Below are 20,018 nucleotides of genomic sequence, written 5' to 3' on the forward strand. Positions count from 1 at the left end.
CTCTGGTATTAGCCGACGGACCGACAGTAGGAAATCCTCTTGATTTTTGGTCTATCACGTAAATTCTAGCTCCGATGAAGTTAGAATCGGCCAAAGTGGTGGAGATATTCAAAAATTCCGTCTCGGACTGGCATAAAGAGGAAGTTCTTTCTCCGAATCCATTCCCCCAGTCCTCCCTTGAATTCCTATTTTACCAAAAAAACCAGATAGATACCATCCAATGGCATGTTGAGGATGAGATTAGAAGACCCGACCTACCGGATAAGGAGCTGGTCCAGTTCAAAAGAAAAATAGACGCTTTGAATCAGGAAAGGACCGATCTCGTAGAACAGATAGACGATCAGATCTCTGCCCTGTACAAATCCGTGGAAAAAAAGCCAAATGCAAGAATGAACTCGGAAACCCCGGCTTGGCTGATAGATAGAATGAGTATCCTGGAACTCAAAATTTATCATATGAAAGAACAAACGGAAAGAAAGGATGTGAGCCCGGAACATATCCAAACCTGCCAGAACAAGTTGAATGTTTTGTTAGAACAGAGAATAGACCTTTCCAAATGTCTGGATGAACTTCTGGACGATTTATCTAAAGGAGATAAATTTTATAAGGTGTATAGACAGATGAAAATGTACAACGACAAAAATCTGAACCCATCCTTATATACAAAACAAGCATGAATCTTTTGGTGCTAAGATTCTCAGCGATGGGAGATGTCGCCTTGATGGCTCCGGCATTGATCGCCGTAGCCGCCAAGTATACGAATATACAACTCACGGTAGTTACGAGAGGAAACTACGCTCCCTTCTTTTATAATATCCCGAATGTCCATGTAATCGGGATCAATCTCAAAAAGTATAAAGGCCTTTCAGGCTTATATCGTTTATTCAAAGAGCTAAATAAACTAGGCCCTTACGAAAAGATTGTAGACCTACATTCCAGCGTTAGATCCCGTTTTATCAGTTTTTTCTTTTGGATCAGAGGTGTTTCCGTTTTCAGGATCATCAAGGGAAGAAGAGAGAAAATGCGCCAGATACGCAAGACCCGTAAGATATTGCGTAAACTTCCCCACACAGTCGACAGATATCTAAAAGTTTTCGAAAAAGCGGGATTTCCTGCGACAGTACGCAAAGGGCCTTGGATCAATGTGGATCCCGAATCCAAAATTTACGCCAAAGACTTTCTTCTTGCTAGAAAGATAGATAAAAAAGAAGGCCTCTGGGTAGGATACGCACCTTTTGCCGGCCATAAATTGAAAGAGTGGCCTTTGGAAAAAAGTATAGAACTACTCAAGCTACTAAAAGAGGAATTTCCGAATATTAGAATATTCTTATTCGGTTCCTCCCAAGAAGCCGCTCAAATGGAAGAATGGAGAAATGGAGACCAATCCATGACAATCGTTTCCGGAGGCAAACTGGGAATAAGAGGTGAATTGGGGATCATGGAAAGAATGGATGTGATCATCGGAATGGATTCTTCCAATATCCATATCGCCGCACTTCTCAAACGCCCTGTCATCGCTCTATTCGGGACCACTCACCCACTTTCAGGATTTGCACCTTTTGGACAGGAAGACACTGGGGTTTTACAGATAGAAGATCTACCTTGCAGGCCATGCAGTATTTACGGAAATACGACCTGTTATCGAAAAGACTTTGCCTGTATGGAAAGAATTACTCCGGAAGACGTGATCAAACGGATCAACGTCATCAAGAATATCAATACACTTTTTTGATCAGCCTAAAATGCCGAATGGATCTAGAGAAAAGATCGTATTGAGTATAGATCTTTTTTTCTTCTTATTCTTTTGATCTGCAACTGATCTATAAACTTCTTCCATTCTATCCACACAGGCCTTCATTTCATGGTTCTGGGATATTTTTAGGGATTCTTTGGAGAAAGATTCATACATCGCAGGATCTTCTAGAATTTTAACCGTTTTGTCTGCGATATCTCTTACATCGAATGGTTTTGCTATAAATCCATTCACACCATCATGCACTAGTTCCGGGATTGCAAATGAATCCACACCCACTGCAGGAAGACCGCAAGCCACGGATTCCAGGATCACAAGTCCTTGAGTTTCCATGGTAGAAGCGGTCAGGAAAAGGTCATAATTCGGATAATGTTTAGGAAGTTCCGCTCTATCTATAAAACCAGTAAAAGTAATCGCATGATCGATTCCGAGTTTTTGGGCCTGCACCTTAAGAGAAGCCAAAGCAGGTCCATCCCCTATAATTGTAAGAGTAGCCGACGGGATCTTTTCATTGATCAATTTGAAAGAGTTTATAATTACATCACAATTTTTCTCGTAGGAAATCCTTCCTACATGCAGAAGTTTAGGGCTTCCTGAAAGGGTTTTAGGACTTCCTTTAAATTGAGAAAGATCCAATCCGTTAGAGATAACAGCAACCGGTTTCTTTAATCCAAACTCCTCCAATTGTTTTTTAATCAGATGAGAAGGAGAAATGATCAGATCACAACGATCGTATAAATTATTGGTAATTTTTAGAATGATCTTTTTGCGGATATTGAACTTGTCGAATTTTTCGAACTTCACCAAATCCTTTATTTTGATCTTCTTATTCAACTTTCCAATTCTCATGAAAAGTTTATCCAGTTTGAGAAGCCTATAAAAAGAAAGATACATGTCCTGCTCGGACATCAAAGTATGATAAGTCCCTATACTTGGGATCCCGTATTTTTCGGTAGCATTGATCCCATAAACTCCCATGAGTCCAGGAGTGTGAATATGCACTAGATCCGGTTGAAATTCCTTGATTGCCCTTTTGATCTTAGAAGGAGAAGGTAAAACCACTTTGATATCAGGGTAACTAGGCAGATATCCGCTTCTGAATCTTTCCAGTCGGATATGGTCTCCCATTCTGTCGAAATCACCTTCTCCATAACGTGGACAACAAATCAAAAATTCATGTCCTCTTTCGGCAAGGGCTTCCGCAAAATTTCTCATCGAAATAGCGACCCCGTCTATTTTGGGTAAAAAGGTGTCCGAAAAATAAAGAATCTTCATTTAGGTTCCTAATGCGGAACCAATCTCCTTTATAATATGGATTTTGCTACTCCATTCCATAAATCTATGTGAAAAATAATCGAATTTACAAAGAATAGATCGGTGAGATTATTTCCAGAAACCAGATGAACGAGTTTTTGAAAAAAGCACATCTATTCTGTTTACTCGCAACCCTTCCTTCCATTGGAATTTCGGTTAGCCTTAGCCAGGGATTTCTGGTACTTTCCTTTTTTTTCGGACTATCGGATCAAATAAGATCGGGAAAGTGGAAGGAGATCCTACCAAATCATCCAGTTTCTAAAATTTCCATTTCTCTTTTTCTTTGGTATGGGATTGTATTTCTAATCCATCTTGTTTTGGACAATTCCGACACAGGATATTCGAAAGCGGCTTGGAATGGAGAGCTAAAAGACTTCTTTTTATTTTTCGGATTACTCTCTGTAGGATTTACTACAAAGGAAGATTTGCCCAAGGTTTATCGCGCACTCTTCTGGCTCTTTTTGATTCTGGTATTTACCGGAGTTATCGGAGGTTTTTCCTCAGTTCGCCTTTCTAGGCTTATCAGTGATTTATACAAAACTTCCAGCAATTATAGATTCACTCATCCATTAGGTTCGATTTCTTCTATTCCTCTTTATATCTCTATAGGTTTGATGAACACTCATTTGACCTTCGGAGGACTATTACAATTTTTCTCCGCTTTTGCTGTATTCGGTTTTTTGCGTACACTCATCCAAGGAAATAAGAAGAAGATCCTGATAGCAGGGCTTTTGCTCTTTTTATATTGTTTAGTATTCTTATTGAATCAAGCCAGATCTAGTATGATCGGAGCCGGAGTGAGTATCTTTTTTGCAGGAATCCATTTGTTCTTTATCCGAAAAGAATTTTCAAAATCCTTTTTGATCAAGGGAGCCTCTTTATTTTTAGGACTTTTGTTTTTGATCGGACTTGTATTGGCATTCAGTCCCGCGGGTAAAAAAGTAATAGGTCCTCTGTTCGGAAAAGAAAAACATACCGACTCAGGCAGAACTTTCATCTGGGATTCCAGCTTTCCATTGATTCAAGAACATCCTATCATAGGAGTAGGTCCCGGAAATTATAATAAAGAGATCGAAAAAGTAAGAATTGTTCATTCTGAAGAATATCCAGAACTCTCCTATTTTTACGAAGTTACACAAAGAGGACATGCCCATAACGATTATTTTCATCTAGGATCGGTATTCGGACTCCCCGCAGTATTGATCTACTTGGGATTGGGAGCAATTTTCTTAGCATATCTATTCCAATCCAAACAAGACTTTCAGATCATTTTATTCTTTTACGGACTTATCGGATTTTTTGTTTCAGGTTTATTCCAATGTTATTTCCAGGATGACGAAGTGGTCATCTTGTTCTGGATCCTATTAGGTCTTTTCATAAAGGGAGAGATCTTACTATCAAAGAGAAATAACGCATAAATTTTTCCTTCTTTGGTTTGGAAGGCCTTGTTCTGCAAAAAATTCCAGATCAGATTTAGAAGAATGGCTCGGAAACTCTAAATTTTGTCTAAAATTATAGACAGAAAATAGTATTTGCTCTGGCCAATTTAGATTATAATTGATGGACTTATAGCAGAAATACAACCCGAAGTTTTCATATTCAACTAGAACCACACCCGAATTGGAACTTATACTTTCCGAAAGATAGAATATATTATCTTCGATTGAAACTCCTAGTTTTTTAAGAAGTTTACCTCTTTCTAAGATCCAAACTTGTTTTGGAAAATTATCAAAAAGAAGAAGGTTTGCTAATTCGGAATTTTCTGAAAATACCCAAGCGCCTTCTGCCGCTAAAAATTGGAATGGTCTCAAAAAAAGAGAAGGTTTTAAAATCGAGGAATGAAATTCGTTCATCAAATCTGATTTTGATATTGAAAATTTGATCTTTCCAAACCTTGTAAAATTTCTTATTCCTAATTCTTCCGTTTGGTCTTTTGGAAATTCACTTTTACCTCCAAAATGACGAGAACTGATGGATTCATAATCTGTTACTGATTTACAAGATTCTTCCTTCCATCTATACAGATTAATCCAACGAAACCAGACAAATCCTATATCCAAAAACGAATCCTCGGGTTTTGTTTCGGATCTACATATCAAATCATTACCAGGCTCGAAATTATAAGTATTACTTACCTGCAATTCTGATATAGAAACATCAACAGATTTTGATTTATTTCGAATATTATCCCATTCTTCCTGAAATTTTTTAGCAATTCTTGCATCTTGTATTCGTATCAGGATTTCTCGGTTGGAATCCCTTGCGCTCAGAGAATAATTATAAGATCCAGTTAAAACTTCCAGATCGTCCAAGATCATAGTTTTATGATGTAGAAGTCCACCTTTACCAATCGTCGGGTCATCTAAAATATCCTCATTTCCATCCTCGAAAATTTCAATCCCCGAAATACTGGAGAGAATATCACCTTCCGGATCAACAGGACGATTATAAATTCCACGAATGGATCCATGATTAGCCCGAGTAAATCCTGAACTTAAAATTGGATCATAATGATCGAAGATTAGATAGTGTATAGAATAATCGGAAGAGAAAACAGAATCTAATAGTCGGTTTTGGATTAAATTTCCCTCCAAGGGAGAATTCCAAAATTCTAATCCGCCGATTTTCAAAACAGGAAAAGGATATTCTTCCTTTAAAAATGAAGAAAAGTTTTCCCATTCTTTTTGGTCCAATTTGAATTCCAAATACGCATTATGATCCTGTTCCAAACCGTAATGGGTAAAATTTCCCGTTCCGAGAAACACTAAAGATCTGTCCGAAACCAAAACCTTAGTATGTTGCAAGCCCGTTCCTTTCCAATATTTTAGAAAAGGTAAAATAGAACTTGGATACGTTTTCCCCCATTCACCCATGAGTTCCAAATGAACTCCTCTTTTATTCGCTTGGACGAGTTCCGCTTCAATTTCCGGATCATCGAAGGAATAGATATGCATGTAGATAAATTCTTTGGTTTCTCGAATCACCCGTAAGACCTCATCTCGAACCATTCTCTTTTTGCCAATTGGAACAAATCTGCCCGGATAGGAAAAGAAAACCTTAGGATATAAACTTTCCTCCCAGAAAAGAGAAACGTCTTCATCTGTTCTTTCGCAGGCGAATAGACAAAGAATTACAAACAAGATTAGGATCAACTTATTCATTTCCAAACTCCTCCAATACGAAAAAGCATGTACCATTGCCTAAGTCCCGTTACCTCATCCGATTCAAAACCTCCTAAATCTAATTCAATCTTCGCGGATCCATCCTCTAAAGGAGACCAGGCAATACTTACTCCCGCCTCCCTCAAAAATTTGTTTTGCATATTTCTGGAAATTGCCCAAAGACCAGAGGAAGAATTCTCTTCTTTTAAAAAACCGATATAGGTGAAATGAATACCCGGAGAAATTCCTAAGAACTTTCCTTCTGCTTTCCAACCGAATAAATTTGCAGGTCTTTTGCCTGGGAAATTAGTCTCTTCCCTTTCTAAGCCTTGGTCTGTTATCCAAGCAGAAGGATAAAATCCCCAAACTTGTTGTAAGATCGGATTCGAAATGGGAGAAGCTCCCATTCCTACAAAACCCATTTCTAAAATATCACCTTGAGGGGATCTTTTTTCTCTATCCGGTAAAAAACCAAAAAAGGAAATTTTTACGTAAGAATTATAAAAACCTAAATCAAATCGAAGGGCTTCTCCACTGATCGGTATAGATCTTTCAGAACGAGCCGGATGGTATCCGGTTTTATCGATCCCTCTCGAAAGAAAGAAATCTCCGGAGATATAAAAGTTTTTCCATAAAAATCCAAGGCCAAGTCTCCATTCTACTAAATAATCTCGATCTCCTTCTACCGATTCAGACTTGGATTCCTTTGTATCGGAACCGAACCTTCCCCAGTCTCCCAATGACAGATAACGGGCTCTAAATCGATATACAAAACGATCTTCTTTATTTCCAGTCAGACTAATGCCAGCCCTATATCTGGATTGAGAAGTCGGCGAGTATTCTTTATCCGTAAGCAGTTCGTCCCTTGCATGTTTTGGAAGGAATGAGTCTCTCCCTTGCAGTTTCAACCATTGGTTTTCTATTAAAGGAAATCCTCTATATAGATCCAATACGTCGAATCTGATCTTGATCCTATCCAAATCAGTTTCTACAAACAGACCTTCTACTCCGTCTTTCCAAGAAGACCAGGCCGGAAATTCCTCCGAATCGGACTTTCTTCCGGCTCCCCATAAAAACCCTTTGTATAACACTCCAAAATAAGAGTTTTTTCCGGGTAAAAATATTACTCCAGAATTAGGAGTGCTAATAAGTGTCCATTCAAGATTGGTTTTAAATTTTTCATTATACTTCTCGAATTTAAATCCAAGTATCACTGGCGAAGACAACGCAGAAATTCTTGAACTTTCTTTTTCATTGGAAACCCTTCCTTGGGTCCTAAACAGGATCCATTGGAAATAAATCTCCAAAGCAGGATCTTTAACTTCTTCCGAAGATAAGATTTGGGCTGATAAAAATAGAAATAAGAAGAAGATGTTTTTCATGAGTCACCTTCTTATTCCAAAGTTCCTGGATTAGCATCTGTCAGAGAACAATCAGGATCACGATAAGGTTTTCCTATATATTGGCTTGCTGACCAAACTCGTGCTCCTGATTCCAATTTGGAATATGCAGATTTTCGAATCTTATTTCTGGTATCATTGATACCTGGACCGGAAGAGCTATAAGTAACCTCATCCCAAAGTTCTCCCGTGTACGGATCATAAACTTTAAGAGTATTCGATCCAGAAGAAGGTAAACTGAAGGCGGTATCCTTCCAAAACTCCGTCTTAGGAAAACAAATCGACTTTCCGGAGGAAAGTAAACTTAGGCCCTCTTTCTCTAAAGGAAGTAAAATCGAGGTTGCTGTTCCGTTGCCTTGGACGATCTCTAAATAAGCTGAATCGGGAGAGTTTTCAGAACCAGATGTAAACTCCAAAAATCTATCTTTTGAAATCGGATCTGATCCGTGGTAGGAACCCATCCAAGAGATTTCTGAAAACTTAATATTTGCTGCTGTTACATCTTTCTTCGAACAAAATTTTCTACCTACAGAAGTTCGAGGATTTTCAAAATCCAATGCCGACTGTGTAAAATCAGAAGACAATTTCGCATTTACATAAGAATGAAGAAAGGACCGTCCATTCTCAAAACAAACGCTTACGGTTTCTCCATTCGTTTTTTGGAGTACAAGACGAGTTGGAATTCCCTTTGAGGTCCTAAAGATCCCATCCCAAAGGAGTTTTTCTTTTCCGTTCGAATCGGATAAGGAAACGATATCGTTTGTAGTAACGGATTTAAAAATCGAAAGTGAATAAGAGGGACTTCCTAATAGAAATGGAAGATTTCCGATACTGAGTATTTCCCCTTCCGAAATTTTCTTAGAGATCCGGATTGGAAAAAGATTTTTACCCCAGTTGATCTTCAAAGAAGAAGGATCACAAATTTTCTGACCTCTATAGATCAGATCTAAGTATTTCCAGTCCTCTCGTAAAATACTCTTATGCAATAACCCATTCGGATTCAATTCTTCTAATTCAAAATCTCCTGGATCACAGCTGAACTCATTCTTAGAACCAGCGATTTGATTCCTTCCAGGATCCATACAAAACTTAAGATTAGATTCACAATTGGAAAAAGAATTCCCCTTCCAAGAATAGTATGTTTCTCCAAACAGATAACCTGTCCCAGGAAGAGAAAACTCGAAGGCTCGATCTCCCCGAGTTATATCAATTTTACCTACCTTCTTCAGATCTCCCCATTTGATTCCCATTAAAGAGATCCTTTCAAAAGAGGCAGAATCTTCCGCATAAACTCGAGCTTCATAGGGAGAAAGAAAACCTGTTGTTTTTGGAATGGAAACCTTGCTTCCGAGTAAAATTAATTCCAGACCTTCTTCGCAGATCGGCATTGTATTTGGATTATAAATCTCAATCCATCTTCCAATACTAGTGTTTGTTTCGCCGAAAATTTCAGTGATGGTAGGCAGAGAAGAGTCGCAGGTTTCCAATCCAACCTGGTTTTTAGATATAATCGAATCTTGGATTTCCTTTTCAAGGCCAGGCGCTTCAAAGGTGAGTCCAAGATAAACTTCTCCTTCTTCCATAGGGGAAAGAACCAAAACGAATTTTCCATTAGAAAGAAAGAATATACTAAAAGTTCTAAAATGATTTTTGAGATTGAATTGTTCTCTATCCCAAGTAACTGCGCTGGAGCTTAAAGACTTAAACTTTCTGTCCCCAACGAGCGCAAATTTGGAACCTTCTAATTTCTTCTTTATCCCAGAAAAAGGATAGGTTCCTAGTTTGTATTCTGAATCATCCGAAAGAACAGAGCTAAATTCAGAAACCAGTATACCTTCTTTCCAAGCGAAAAGAATTTTTGCAAATTCTGAAATTCCTTCTTCCTGAATGCAGATCTGGATCTTAAAACCGGGATCTTCTCCTGAGATTAAGCAGGGTTGTCCGTTTTCATGGATCAGATCGGAAAGAAGTTTTGGTTCTCCCGTGTAAAATGGATCGTATTGGAATTGGACAGATTTTTCATTTTTTTGCCAAAGCAATTCGGAACCGGAGTCTTGCTTACAAGAAACAGAACTGAAAAAGATAATAGGCGCAATGGTGAATAGTATTGTTCGCATTTTTTCCTCCAGAGCTACTTGTCTGGGGGAAAATTTCTTAATTGCGATTTTTAAGAATTCGTTGGAGAATTTTCTGGAATAGTTGTTCCGTCGGGACTTGCAGAAGTATGGAAATAATTATAAATCTTTTCCGCTAAAGCTTCTCCAATTCCTGGTACCTTCATCAGTTCTGCAATATTTGCTTCTTCTATCTTTTTTTGTCCGGAGAATGATTGTAGTAATAGTTTACTCCTTTTTAAACCTATATCAGGAACTTCTCGAATCAGACCGGTCAGAGCTTCTCTATTTCTTCTGGAACGATGATGTTCCACTCCGAATCTGTGGGCTTCGTCTCTAAGATGGCGAAGTAATCTCATCCCAGGTGAATTCATATCAAAACTATAAGGAGAACTTTCCCCGGGAAAATAGATCTCTTCCCTTTTTTTAGCAAGCCCTACCATAGGAAGATTTGCGGCACCTGCCTCCACTGCTGCCTCACAGGCTTTTCCAAGCTGTGTAGGACCTCCATCAATTACGATCAGATCAGGCATTACACCATCTTCATTGATGATCCTTTGTAATCTTCTGGAAATTACCTCATGCATCATCCCTGGATCATTGATCCCTTCATGACCTCGGATATTATACTTTCTGTAACCTTGTTTGAACGGTTTTCCTTCCACAAACATCACACCGCTCGCAACAGGAAATGATCCTTGGAAATGGGAAATATCATAACATTCTATAATATGAGGAGGTTCCTTCAATTGGAACATATCTTGTATTTCTTTTAGAGCGACAGTTTGGTCCTTGTAATGTGTAGCAAGAAGTCTCTCCGTCAGCCCAAGTTCAGCGTTTTTTTCTGCGATCTTTAAGAGGGACTTTTTATCTCCTGCTTTAGGAAATCTTAATTTAGGTCTAAATCCGGTTTTCTCTTGTAGGAAGTCCAACACGGTTTCACCTTCTTCCTTTAAACCGATAGGAACTACGATACTTGCGGGAATCATTCCGGCTCCCATATAATAATCTCGGAAGAAGGAGGACAATATTTCCTCTTCAGTCGAATTCTGCACACCTTGCAAAGGAAAAGATTTTTTATTATCCAGAAGTCCACCCCGAACTTCCATAAGAACTACTTGTCCCTCGTCCTCTTTACGGGCGAATGCAATCACATCCTCGTCCCCTCCGTCCATGCTCACTACAGTTTGTTTTTGTCGGAATATCTGAAGTCTTCCCAACATATCTCTGTAACGAGCTGCAATCTCGAATTCCAGTTTTCCTGAATATTCGTCCATACGTTTGGTGAGTTCGTTTGCTAGTATCTCTTTTTTACCTTCTAAAAATTGGATGATCTGATTTACAATGACTGCATATTCGTCTTCCGGAACGGTTCCTTGGCAAGGGCCCAAACATCTTCCCATTTGGAAATTTAAACAAGGACGTTTTGGCTTAGGAAGTGGAAGTTTTTGGCGAACTTTTCGGATCGGGAAAATTCGTAAGATAACATCTAAAATTTCACGAGTGGTCCTCACGTCGGTAAAAGGGCCGAAGTATCTATCACCGTTATCTTTTATTTTACGAGTGATAAACACCATTGGATAAGGTTCAGAAAGTGAAACACAGATATATGGATATTTTTTATCGTCCTTTAAACGTACATTATATCTGGGATTATGTTTTTTGATCAGTGTAGCTTCTAAAATTAAAGCTTCTTTCTCTGTGGAAGTTGCAAACCAATCTAGATCAAAAATTTCTCTCTGTAAGTATCTAGTCTTTAAATCAGTCTGTTTATCTTTTAAATAATTGCGGATCCTTTTATCTAAATTTTTAGCCTTGCCTACATAGATCACCTCACCTTCTGAATTCTTCCAGAGATAACATCCTGGAGAACCAGTCAGGTTTTTGAGTTTTTCTACAATCAGAGTATGATTGATAATATCTGGCATGGTGGACTATTCTTCGCTCCAATCTACAGGAGAGATTTTTCTTTTTAGACCTGCCAAAGTTTTGGAAATGGCCTTTCTTTTGGCTTTTCTAGCCTTATCCGCTTTGGCCTTTCTAATCTTTGTAAGTTTAGGATCTTCTATCTTAGAAGCTTCTAAAATTTCCGCCTCTAATTTTTCACATAGAAGGATTCTCGCCTTATATCTGTTTAATCCTTGGGTGCGATGGATGGAACATTTAATTTCGAGGCCTGTTTTTTTATAAAGTAATCGGACGGCAGTCGAAACCTTATTTACGTTCTGCCCGCCCTTACCTCCACTTCTTACAAAAGTCTCTTCTAAATCTGATTCTTGGACTCCCAGCTTTTTCATTCTGGAAAGAAGAAGGTTTGCTTTTTCGGGAGAGACCGGAAATAAAGCGGCCATTTTATCTTTTTAGGAATTCTTCCGGATCGAATTGGCTAAAATAAGGGAATGGTTTTCCGGAATCATCCAAACAAACATAGGTTACTCTACAATCTATGATCTCTCTTATTTCTTTTTTCATCTGATTTTTGGCAATGGCAGCACTTCGGATGGTGATGGAACTTTTTCCTACTTTTTCTATTTTAGAAAAAATCTGAATGATCTCACCGAGTAATCCTGGGCTTCTAAAGATCACGTTATCCATTGTTACTGTAACAAGATTAGAATATCCTATTTTTTCGATGACATACATCGCACAACCTTCGTCGATCCAAGCAAGCATCTGTCCTCCAAAGAGGAAACCGTGTTGGTTTAAGTCCCTGGACATGACTATATGTTGTGTGCTTAATTCCATTCCTTGGATTTTTTCATCTAAAAAGACTTCTACACTCATTTTGGCCTCTCTAATCTTTGGGTGAAGTGGAAGAAGGACATTCTTTTCTGAGAATACAAGTCTCACAGAATGTCTTATGCGCCTTACAGTATTTTCTTCCTAAAAATATAAAATACAAAGACAGATCCATCCAGTATTCAGGCTGAATATTTTGCATTAGGTCCTTCTCCACTTTTACCGGATCTGTTTGTTTGGTAAGACCTAACTTTTTAGAAATTCTTTTAACATGAGTGTCTACCACGAATCCTTCGGAAATATGATGGATCTCATTTAATACGACGTTTGCAGTTTTTCTTCCTATACCTGGAAGTTTGATCAGTTCCTTGATACTCTTTGGCAATTTACCATCGTATTCATTCAGAAGAAGGTTCGCAAAACCGGAAACCGACTTTGCCTTATTCTTATAAAAACCTGTAGAATAAATTAACTTTTCTATCTTCTTTAAAGGAGCAGAAGCAATAGATTCCAATGTAGGAAGTTCTGCAAAAAGAATAGGAGTAACCTGGTTTACTCTTTCGTCAGTACACTGAGCGGAAAGAATTACCGAGATCGCAAATTCGTAGTCTTTGGAATATTGGAGAGGAGAATTTACGTCCCCGAATTCCTTCCTGAGTAGGAAGTAAATTCGAGAAACATATTCAGGGGTAGCGGAAAAAGAAGGACTAGATCGCCTTTTTTTGGATTCCGACGTACTTTTTGGGAGCAAGTGCTTTTAGTGATTCGCCGTTATCTTTGATCGCAGCCTTGATCCCTTTCTTTTTCAGGGTTCTTAAAGCGCGGGTAGAGATACGAACGGTTACCCAACGATTCTCATCTTCTAAGAAGATACGTTTTTTGATCAGATTGATTTTCCAGGTTCTACGGGTTTTAAGGTGAGAGTGGGAAACATTGTTTCCGGATATCGTTCCTTTCCCTGTCACAACACATTTTCTGGCCATACTGCGACCATAATTTTCTTAGATATGCTTATGTCAAGGAATCCAAAAAGATTTAGGAAAAATCCTAGAATTTCTCCCAGTTTTAGGTTCAATCTGCATCCAATGGGACCTTCTTCTTTAATGTTTCTAGGACGTCTTCTGGACTATCACAGTAAGTAATCAGGTCCAGGTCCTGAGGATCGATCAGTCCATATTCTTTCATATTTTCTAAATTGAATATTTCATTCCAGAACTTGGTCCCGTATAAGATCACAGGAATCTTCCTATTATTGCGGCCTGTTTGGATTAGGGTCAAGGTCTCGAATAATTCATCTACAGTTCCAAATCCCCCGGGAAAGGCCACTACTCCCATAGAGAGTCTTAGGAACCAAAGTTTTCTCATGAAAAAATAATGAAATTCGACACTGATCTCCGGATCAACATACGGATTCACGAATTGTTCGAAAGGAAGTCTGATATTCAGACCGAGGCTTGGGCCTCCCGCTTCTTTGGCTCCACGGTTTGCGGCTTCCATAATACCAGGTCCACCGCCTGTGCAGACCGCCATTCTTCTGGCATCTTTAGAAATTTCTTTTCCCCAAGAAGTGATAAGACTCGCGGTTTTTCTGGCAGCCTCATAATAAACGGACATCTCTTTTTGTTTTAGGAATAATTTCTTTTCTGATTCGGAGAGATTTTTTGCCTCTTTCTCTCTACATTCTTCCGGACTTAAGATCCTAGCAGATCCGAATAAGCAGATCGTATCCTGGATCTTTCCTTCTCTAAAAAGGGATTGAGGATAATCAATCTCTGCAAGGACCCTTAGATGAAACGCATCTATGGATTTTAAAAACTCATCATGTTCTAAGGACGTTCTTCCCATATTTCTTTCCTTTTTTTAGGGGAAGTTAGGCTTGCCTTTCCCAACTCTGTCTATTAACCTATCTCCAAGAATGATTGGACTCAGAAGTTTAAAAGAAAAAATTTTCTCCAGGTTTCGGTCCTCCTTTTTCCACCTTTCCATTAAATGGGAAGCGGGAAAGATCAGACTCCAAAAAAGACTGGATCCTTACGTTACTGCCGAGTCCCATTCCAGGTTTTTACGCAATTTTAACGGAAAAGAATCCGCAACGACCGAAGACTGGTCGCAAAACCTTCCGCCCTTCTCCTTCACGGAAACCGAAAGAGAAGAAGTTTTTCCGAATGCAAAAAGAAAATTCTATCGTAGTCGAAAACATAAAGTTTCCCTTTGGTCCTTACTCTTTTTTCTTCCTTGGAAATCCAAACTCCAAGAATCAGAACCGTCTTTCAGAGCATTCCATCCTGGAGAAAATTTATTCCAAGAAGAACCAAAGAAGAAGGCCCGTAAAAAAGAAACATTCCACCTTCGGAACAAACCATATTTTTGGGAAGTTTGGTTTCCCCAAACAAGCACTCTTACACTTTCTCCATTCGTAATTTGGGAGACCTCTGTTCCTTCCGATCTGTTCCAAGATTGTTTGCCGGAATCCGTTCTTCCAGTGGGAGAGCCTGGAAAGTGGAAGGTCCGGATCCAATCCATGAGGGTATTGTCTCATCAATTGGGAAATTTTTACGAAGATACGTACCCAAGTCCCAACAGAGTGTATAGAACCGAAGTCTGGGTCTATGGTCACACAAAAGAAGAGGAAATCGATCCGGAAAGACCTTTATTATTCCCGCTCGGAGTTTGGATTTCTCCAGAACTTTTAAAAGAAGAAGATCCTAGACTCCGACAAGGATTACCTTTCCGGACAGGTGAGACTTATTGGAAAATCCAAGGAGAAATCTTAAAAATTGGGATCAGAGGTTTAGAATGGACCTGGAAACCTGCCGGAGAAAATTCACAATTCGAAAGTATATTAGAAAGTCCTCATGTGTTTTTAGGAAAATCCTATTTTACTCTGGAGTCGGAGTCATTTGCAAGAGATAGGCAGATCGCCTATTTGTTCAAAAGAGCGATCTCATCCGATCCTAAATTACTCCAACGTGCAAGGCCTAGGCGAAATCTTTCTTCTGTTTCCCCAAATCCAAGTCGGATATAACCTTCTGTTTCAAAATCAGCGGAAGGCAAAACGAACACTCCCGCTTTTTCATACAGAAGGTCTGCAAATTTCCTAGATTCCAAACTCGGCTGCAATTTTGCAAAACCTACAACTCCACCTCTTGGTTCTTTAAAACTTATGATGCCAGGGAGTTTATTTTCTCGTGCTGCATGGGCGAAGGTTCTTATATTTCGCTTGAGAGTTTCCTGGATCTTACTCTGGAGTGTTTTACGGTTCTGCAGAAGTTTTAATGTCAAAAACTCAGAAATGGGAGAAACTGTATGAGTTAGATAATCCTTCATGGACCTTGCCTTCTGGATCCAGTCTCTAGGACCAATCAACCAACCAATCCTAAGTCCCATCACACCAAAACATTTTGTGATCGAACCTGTAGAGATTGAATTTTCACAAATACCAAAACCGCTCCAACCCAGGTCTTCTTCTTCCGAAAGAAATCTATAATGTTCATCGAATAAGATCCAATTCGGAAAATTTGCAGATAGTCTTTGGACTTCTTTTTTATCTTCTTCTTCCGCGATGATACCGGTTGGATTATGGGGATGATTGAATACAATAAGTTTGGGAGAATTTTGAAATAGTTTGTTTAGATTTTCTTTTCCAAATCCCAATTCCTCATTTTCTAATCTGGGAAGAAGGTTCACTTTTTGGAGATTTGCGCCGAGTGATCTTGGAACTTCGTACAATGCCTGGAATGCAGGCCAAAACAAAGAAGTTAGATCGCCGTTTTGCAAAAATAGATGAAATGCAATGAAGAGTGCTTCTCCCGTTCCGGTTGTTACCAGTACCTGATCGGGAGAAACATTATGATACAGTTTTGAAATTTCTTCTCTTAGATCTTTTCTGCCTGAGTTAGGAGAGTCCGCCAAAGAGAGTTTTCCCAATTCTCTTAGATCTAAATCTAGATATTCAGCAAGCGCGTCCAGATCCAGGTTTCTGATCCCGCTTTCCCCCAAATTGCAAGGAGCTTCCGTCCTAAATTTTTCCAGACGATCTTCTATGAAAAATTCTCTTAAATTCACGTCCGGATCATGGTTTCCTGATTCAGGAAAGAAGCAATGCAAAAGCTCCAAAAAACGAAAGTAAAAATAGACCGAGTAATATCCAGCCAAGTCCGCTTAAGAAAAATCTCAGGTCTTTGAGAGCAAATAAGATCTGCTCCGGGTCCTTCTCCTCCAAGACCAAGGATTTACGGAAAGAAAGAGAAGCCCCGTAACCCAAAATCCCCAAGATAAAAAATAAAACCGCAGATACGGCTTGGATTACAATCTTTCCGGGAGCCTCTTTCAAAAAGGCTCCGAATGTTAGAATTCCGGAAAGTAAAAACAGAAGAAAGGAAATATTCCTTAATACCGCTCTAAGTGAGTCCAGTTCCCTATGTTGTTCTCGGGAAATTTCATTAGATTCCATACTTATAGAATCGGCGAAAAAACGTCTTGAACCAGGAAGAACTAGATTTTTTATTCCAAGTATAGGGTGAACTAGAGAAATATATGAGCACAGAATCCCACATAGAATCCTGGACCAAAGCCCCCTTTTCTCCCCAGGTACAGAAAGAAGCAAAAGGCGTCCTGGATAGATACAAAAAGGGAGAAACAAACGGCCTAGAGGTCGAAGCTTTTACCGTACCTTTAGAATTCGGTACCGGAGGAATGAGGGGAAGGATCGGAAACGGGATCGGTAGAATGAACGAGTTCACCGTGGGAAAAGCAGCCCTAGGCTTTTCTAGATATCTGGTCCAAAAATCCAAAAAACCGATTTTAGTAATCGCTTACGATTCCAGAAGAAGGTCCAGAGAATTTGCAGAGGTCACCGCAGGAGTGGCTGCATCTTTCGGGATCAAGGTCATCTTATTTTCCGAAGTAGCTCCTACACCGTTACTCTCTTATGCAGTCCGTTATTATAAGGCAACAGGTGGTGTAGTCCTCACCGCATCTCATAACCCGCCTGAGTACAATGGGTTCAAAGCTTATCTTTCCAAAGGGGAACAACTTGCTCCGCCGGATGATAAAAAGATCATTTCACTCATCGACAAAGTCCAAGATTGGAATGAGATCCCGTTTCTTTCTTCCAAGGACCCGAAATACAAAAAGCTCGTCCAAAAAGCGGGAGAAGATTGTTTTTCTTCTTATTTAAAAGCACTGAAAAAATCCGGAATCGTATCCGCAAAGGTAACTCCGAAAGAAAGATCCCAAACCAAATTAGTATATTCTCCACTTCATGGAACCGGCGGAAAATATATGAAGATATTACTACAAGACTTCGGATACAAAAACGTAACCCTGGTTCCGGAACAAAAAGATCCGGATGGAGAATTTCCAACGGTCAAATTCCCGAACCCGGAAGAACCGGAAGCTCTGGAGATGAGTAGAAAACTTTCCGAAAAGATTGGAGCTCATGCATTTATAGCAACGGACCCTGACGCGGACAGACTTGGGATCGGAGTCAAAAATCCGAAGGGTGGATATGCCCTTCTAAACGGAAACCAGATCGGTTCCATTCTTGCTGCATACTTAGCGGAGAAGGTCGGCTCTAAACCTAAAAAAGGAAAAAAACCGGTACTTGTAAAAACTGTAGTCACCACAGACTTACAAGCTGAGATAGCAAAGAAGAACAAGATCGCTCTTAAAAATGTTCTAACAGGTTTTAAGTTCATCGCAGAAGTGATGGGAAAACTGGACAAAAGTAAAACCCAGTATTTCCTATTCGGAGGAGAAGAGTCCTATGGTTATTTGCCTGTGGATTTTGTAAGAGACAAGGATAGTTTGTCTTCTGCACTTCTTCTCATGGAAGTCCTTTCCGAAAAAAAAGACCTACTTTCCTATATGGACGACGTTTATCTGAAATATGGATTGTACCAAGAAAGTCTAAAGTCTTTGACCTTGGAGGGACTCGCAGGCAAAAAAAAGATCCAAGATTCCCTACAATCACTCCGTGACAATGATCTGATCGGAAAGCCGATCGGAACAAGAAAGGTTACTGGATTTTTAGATTTTAAGAATAAGATCGCAAAAGGAAGCGCTTCTAAATCCGCGTTTTCGGGTCTTCCTTCTTCCGATGTGATCCAACTAGAATTAGAAGGTCAGGCAAAGCTGACCATCCGTCCCTCTGGGACGGAACCTAAGATCAAAATTTATTCTTCTTTCAAGAGTAGGACTTCTCCTAAAACTAAAACTGAGATCCCAAAACTCACAGAAAGTTTATTAGCAGAATTGAAAGAAACAGAGTCCTTATTTTTACAATTGGCTGGCTTATCATGAACGACACCGCATCCGAATTCCAAACGACAAAAGAACTTACAGACAAGTATCTTCTAGATTTATTCAATCGTTACCCTGTAGCATTCCGGTATGGAGTGAACGAATTATTGTTCGATCAAAACAATAAACAATACATCGACTTTTTAGCAGGAGTCGCAGTTACAAATTTAGGCCATAGCGATCCGGATATTATTGAGGCAATTCGCAACCAGATAGACAAACTTATGCATACTTCCAATTGGTTCTATTCGGAAGAGGCATCTCGTTTAGCGGAACTTCTCATCTTGAATACTTTTCCTGGAAAAGTGTTTATATGCAATTCAGGAACGGAAGCAATTGAAGCAGCATTCAAACTGGCAAGAGCATACGCTGAACAGAAACAAATCCACGATCCTATTATTATTTCTCTTCATAAAAGTTTTCACGGAAGATCTGTTTCCGGGATCAGTTTGACAGGACAGAAAAAATTACATACAGGCTTTGGAAAACTTTTGGATGGAATCGAATTCGTTTCTCCAAACAACGAAGAAGAACTTGTAGAAGCTTTTGAAAGATTTGCAGGCAGAGTGGTAGCATTCATTGCAGAACCGATCTTGGGTGAAAGTGGTATCATTCCACTTTCTCATGGGTACATAAACTTAGCTAGAGAATTGACCTTAGAAAACGAGGCACTTCTCATTCTAGACGAAATCCAAACCGGATTCGGAAGGACAGGCACTATGTTCGCATTCGAAACATACGGTTTTTCCCCGGATGTAATGGCTCTCGCAAAAGGACTAGGTTCCGGATTTCCAATCGGTGCTTTAGTAGTCGCAGAAAAATACCAAAACGTTTTAGCAAAAGGAACTCACGGAACCACTTACGGTGGAAATCATTTGGGCGCTGCGATCGCTTACGAGACAATCAGACTCATCCAAACCAGAGACATTCTAGCAAACGTAAACTCTTGTTCTGAGATCGCATTCAGTCGTCTGAACCAGATGAAACAAAAGAATAAGATCATTAAAGAAATCAGAGGAAAGGGTCTTCATATTGGTGTGGAATTAACCGTTCCATCAAGACCAGTCGCGGAACTCTGTCTAGAAAAAGGACTGATCGTAAATGCAACCGGAGATACTGTAATTCGTATCATGCCTCCTCTTACGATCTCTACTCAGTATTTAAATGAAGGATTGGATATTTTAGAATCCGTCCTAGCAGAAACACAGAAATAAAAAGGAAAACAATATTCTCT

Annotated in this window: 18 protein-coding genes; 6 read left to right on the forward strand and 12 right to left on the reverse strand. The window is 39.4% G+C overall.

Translation table 11 applies throughout. The annotated features are described in order from the left end of the window. The first annotated feature begins 74 nt into the window (after positions 1-74). Positions 75-677: a DUF4254 domain-containing protein gene (locus tag CH365_RS00955; RefSeq protein ID WP_100766733.1), complete on the forward strand. Its 603-nt coding sequence runs from the start codon at positions 75-77 to the stop codon at positions 675-677. Then, positions 674-1,732: a glycosyltransferase family 9 protein gene (locus tag CH365_RS00960; protein WP_100766734.1), complete on the forward strand. Its 1,059-nt coding sequence runs from the start codon at positions 674-676 to the stop codon at positions 1,730-1,732. The genes CH365_RS00955 and CH365_RS00960 overlap by 4 nt, the downstream gene beginning before the upstream one ends. Here CH365_RS00960 and CH365_RS00965 read toward each other — a convergent pair whose 3' ends face one another. Then, entirely contained in the window at positions 1,733-3,028 is a 1,296-nt protein-coding gene (locus CH365_RS00965; RefSeq protein ID WP_100766735.1) for a glycosyltransferase, read from the reverse strand. Positions 3,029-3,153: 125 nt separating this feature from the next. Between CH365_RS00965 and CH365_RS00970 the strand changes: the two genes are divergently transcribed. Continuing rightward, positions 3,154-4,485, forward strand: a complete 1,332-nt coding sequence (locus CH365_RS00970) for an O-antigen ligase family protein (protein ID WP_100766736.1) — start codon at positions 3,154-3,156, stop codon at positions 4,483-4,485. Here the strand turns inward: CH365_RS00970 and CH365_RS00975 are convergent. The 9 genes from CH365_RS00975 to CH365_RS01015 form a co-directional block, all read right to left on the reverse strand. Further along, positions 4,465-6,228, reverse strand: a complete 1,764-nt coding sequence (locus CH365_RS00975) for a phospholipase D-like domain-containing protein (RefSeq protein ID WP_100766737.1) — start codon at positions 6,226-6,228, stop codon at positions 4,465-4,467. The genes CH365_RS00970 and CH365_RS00975 overlap by 21 nt on opposite strands. Then, positions 6,225-7,610, reverse strand: coding sequence for an LA_2168 family protein (locus tag CH365_RS00980; protein ID WP_100766739.1), 1,386 nt, complete (start codon positions 7,608-7,610; stop codon positions 6,225-6,227). The genes CH365_RS00975 and CH365_RS00980 overlap by 4 nt, the downstream gene beginning before the upstream one ends. Before the next feature lie 11 nt (positions 7,611-7,621). Continuing rightward, entirely contained in the window at positions 7,622-9,745 is a 2,124-nt protein-coding gene (locus CH365_RS00985) for an LIC11755 family lipoprotein (protein ID WP_100766740.1), read from the reverse strand. A gap of 50 nt (positions 9,746-9,795) precedes the next feature. Then, complete coding sequence (gene uvrC / locus CH365_RS00990; RefSeq protein WP_100766741.1) at positions 9,796-11,670, reverse strand: excinuclease ABC subunit UvrC; 1,875 nt, start codon at positions 11,668-11,670, stop codon at positions 9,796-9,798. 6 nt (positions 11,671-11,676) lie between these two features. Beyond that, positions 11,677-12,093, reverse strand: coding sequence for a peptide chain release factor family protein (locus CH365_RS00995; protein WP_100766742.1), 417 nt, complete (start codon positions 12,091-12,093; stop codon positions 11,677-11,679). Position 12,094: 1 nt separating this feature from the next. Next, positions 12,095-12,526: an acyl-CoA thioesterase gene (locus CH365_RS01000; protein WP_100766744.1), complete on the reverse strand. Its 432-nt coding sequence runs from the start codon at positions 12,524-12,526 to the stop codon at positions 12,095-12,097. 10 nt (positions 12,527-12,536) lie between these two features. Continuing rightward, on the reverse strand, positions 12,537-13,232 hold the full coding sequence (locus CH365_RS01005; RefSeq protein WP_100766746.1) for an endonuclease III domain-containing protein: 696 nt from the start codon (positions 13,230-13,232) through the stop codon (positions 12,537-12,539). Continuing rightward, complete coding sequence (gene rpmB, locus CH365_RS01010; protein ID WP_008590546.1) at positions 13,189-13,464, reverse strand: 50S ribosomal protein L28; 276 nt, start codon at positions 13,462-13,464, stop codon at positions 13,189-13,191. The genes CH365_RS01005 and rpmB overlap by 44 nt, the downstream gene beginning before the upstream one ends. 88 nt (positions 13,465-13,552) lie before the next feature. Continuing rightward, the gene (locus CH365_RS01015) at positions 13,553-14,326 is read right to left on the reverse strand and encodes an LOG family protein (RefSeq protein WP_100766748.1); all 774 of its coding nucleotides are present in this window, start codon (positions 14,324-14,326) and stop codon (positions 13,553-13,555) included. 31 nt (positions 14,327-14,357) lie between these two features. On the opposite strand from CH365_RS01015, the gene CH365_RS01020 reads away from it, so the two are divergent. Then, positions 14,358-15,506 (forward strand): hypothetical protein, encoded by a 1,149-nt coding sequence (locus CH365_RS01020; protein ID WP_125226286.1) that lies wholly within the window; start codon positions 14,358-14,360, stop codon positions 15,504-15,506. Here CH365_RS01020 and CH365_RS01025 read toward each other — a convergent pair. Together CH365_RS01025 and CH365_RS01030 are read right to left on the reverse strand one after the other, a co-directional pair. Continuing rightward, on the reverse strand, positions 15,404-16,546 hold the full coding sequence (locus tag CH365_RS01025) for an aminotransferase class I/II-fold pyridoxal phosphate-dependent enzyme (protein WP_100767010.1): 1,143 nt from the start codon (positions 16,544-16,546) through the stop codon (positions 15,404-15,406). The two genes, CH365_RS01020 and CH365_RS01025, sit on opposite strands and share 103 nt — an antisense overlap. A gap of 22 nt (positions 16,547-16,568) precedes the next feature. Then, positions 16,569-16,934, reverse strand: coding sequence for a hypothetical protein (locus CH365_RS01030; RefSeq protein ID WP_020768199.1), 366 nt, complete (start codon positions 16,932-16,934; stop codon positions 16,569-16,571). Positions 16,935-17,017: 83 nt separating this feature from the next. Between CH365_RS01030 and CH365_RS01035 the strand changes: the two genes are divergently transcribed. Continuing rightward, entirely contained in the window at positions 17,018-18,784 is a 1,767-nt protein-coding gene (locus CH365_RS01035) for a phospho-sugar mutase (RefSeq protein ID WP_100766752.1), read from the forward strand. Then, positions 18,781-19,998 carry an aspartate aminotransferase family protein gene (locus CH365_RS01040; protein WP_100766753.1) on the forward strand — a complete coding sequence of 406 codons (1,218 nt, stop codon included), beginning with the start codon at positions 18,781-18,783 and terminating at the stop codon, positions 19,996-19,998. Before CH365_RS01035 ends, CH365_RS01040 begins: the two co-directional genes overlap by 4 nt. The last annotated feature ends 20 nt before the right edge of the window (positions 19,999-20,018 follow it).

It is taken from the genome of Leptospira neocaledonica (assembly GCF_002812205.1).
Taxonomy (GTDB): Bacteria; Spirochaetota; Leptospiria; order Leptospirales; family Leptospiraceae; genus Leptospira_B; species Leptospira_B neocaledonica.

Excerpts from the sequence above, each read along its gene's own strand:
- CH365_RS00955 (WP_100766733.1), top strand. The coding sequence starts at position 75 with ATGAAGTTAGAATCGGCCAAAGTGGTGGAGATATTCAAAAATTCCGTC.
- CH365_RS00960 (WP_100766734.1), top strand. The coding sequence starts at position 674 with ATGAATCTTTTGGTGCTAAGATTCTCAGCGATGGGAGATGTCGCCTTG.
- CH365_RS00965 (WP_100766735.1), bottom strand. The coding sequence starts at position 3,028 with ATGAAGATTCTTTATTTTTCGGACACCTTTTTACCCAAAATAGACGGG.
- CH365_RS00970 (WP_100766736.1), top strand. The coding sequence starts at position 3,154 with ATGAACGAGTTTTTGAAAAAAGCACATCTATTCTGTTTACTCGCAACC.
- CH365_RS00975 (WP_100766737.1), bottom strand. The coding sequence starts at position 6,228 with ATGAATAAGTTGATCCTAATCTTGTTTGTAATTCTTTGTCTATTCGCC.
- CH365_RS00980 (WP_100766739.1), bottom strand. The coding sequence starts at position 7,610 with ATGAAAAACATCTTCTTCTTATTTCTATTTTTATCAGCCCAAATCTTA.
- CH365_RS00985 (WP_100766740.1), bottom strand. The coding sequence starts at position 9,745 with ATGCGAACAATACTATTCACCATTGCGCCTATTATCTTTTTCAGTTCT.
- uvrC (WP_100766741.1), bottom strand. The coding sequence starts at position 11,670 with ATGCCAGATATTATCAATCATACTCTGATTGTAGAAAAACTCAAAAAC.
- CH365_RS00995 (WP_100766742.1), bottom strand. The coding sequence starts at position 12,093 with ATGGCCGCTTTATTTCCGGTCTCTCCCGAAAAAGCAAACCTTCTTCTT.
- CH365_RS01000 (WP_100766744.1), bottom strand. The coding sequence starts at position 12,526 with ATGAGTGTAGAAGTCTTTTTAGATGAAAAAATCCAAGGAATGGAATTA.
- rpmB (WP_008590546.1), bottom strand. The coding sequence starts at position 13,464 with ATGGCCAGAAAATGTGTTGTGACAGGGAAAGGAACGATATCCGGAAAC.
- CH365_RS01015 (WP_100766748.1), bottom strand. The coding sequence starts at position 14,326 with ATGGGAAGAACGTCCTTAGAACATGATGAGTTTTTAAAATCCATAGAT.
- CH365_RS01030 (WP_020768199.1), bottom strand. The coding sequence starts at position 16,934 with ATGGAATCTAATGAAATTTCCCGAGAACAACATAGGGAACTGGACTCA.
- CH365_RS01035 (WP_100766752.1), top strand. The coding sequence starts at position 17,018 with ATGAGCACAGAATCCCACATAGAATCCTGGACCAAAGCCCCCTTTTCT.
- CH365_RS01040 (WP_100766753.1), top strand. The coding sequence starts at position 18,781 with ATGAACGACACCGCATCCGAATTCCAAACGACAAAAGAACTTACAGAC.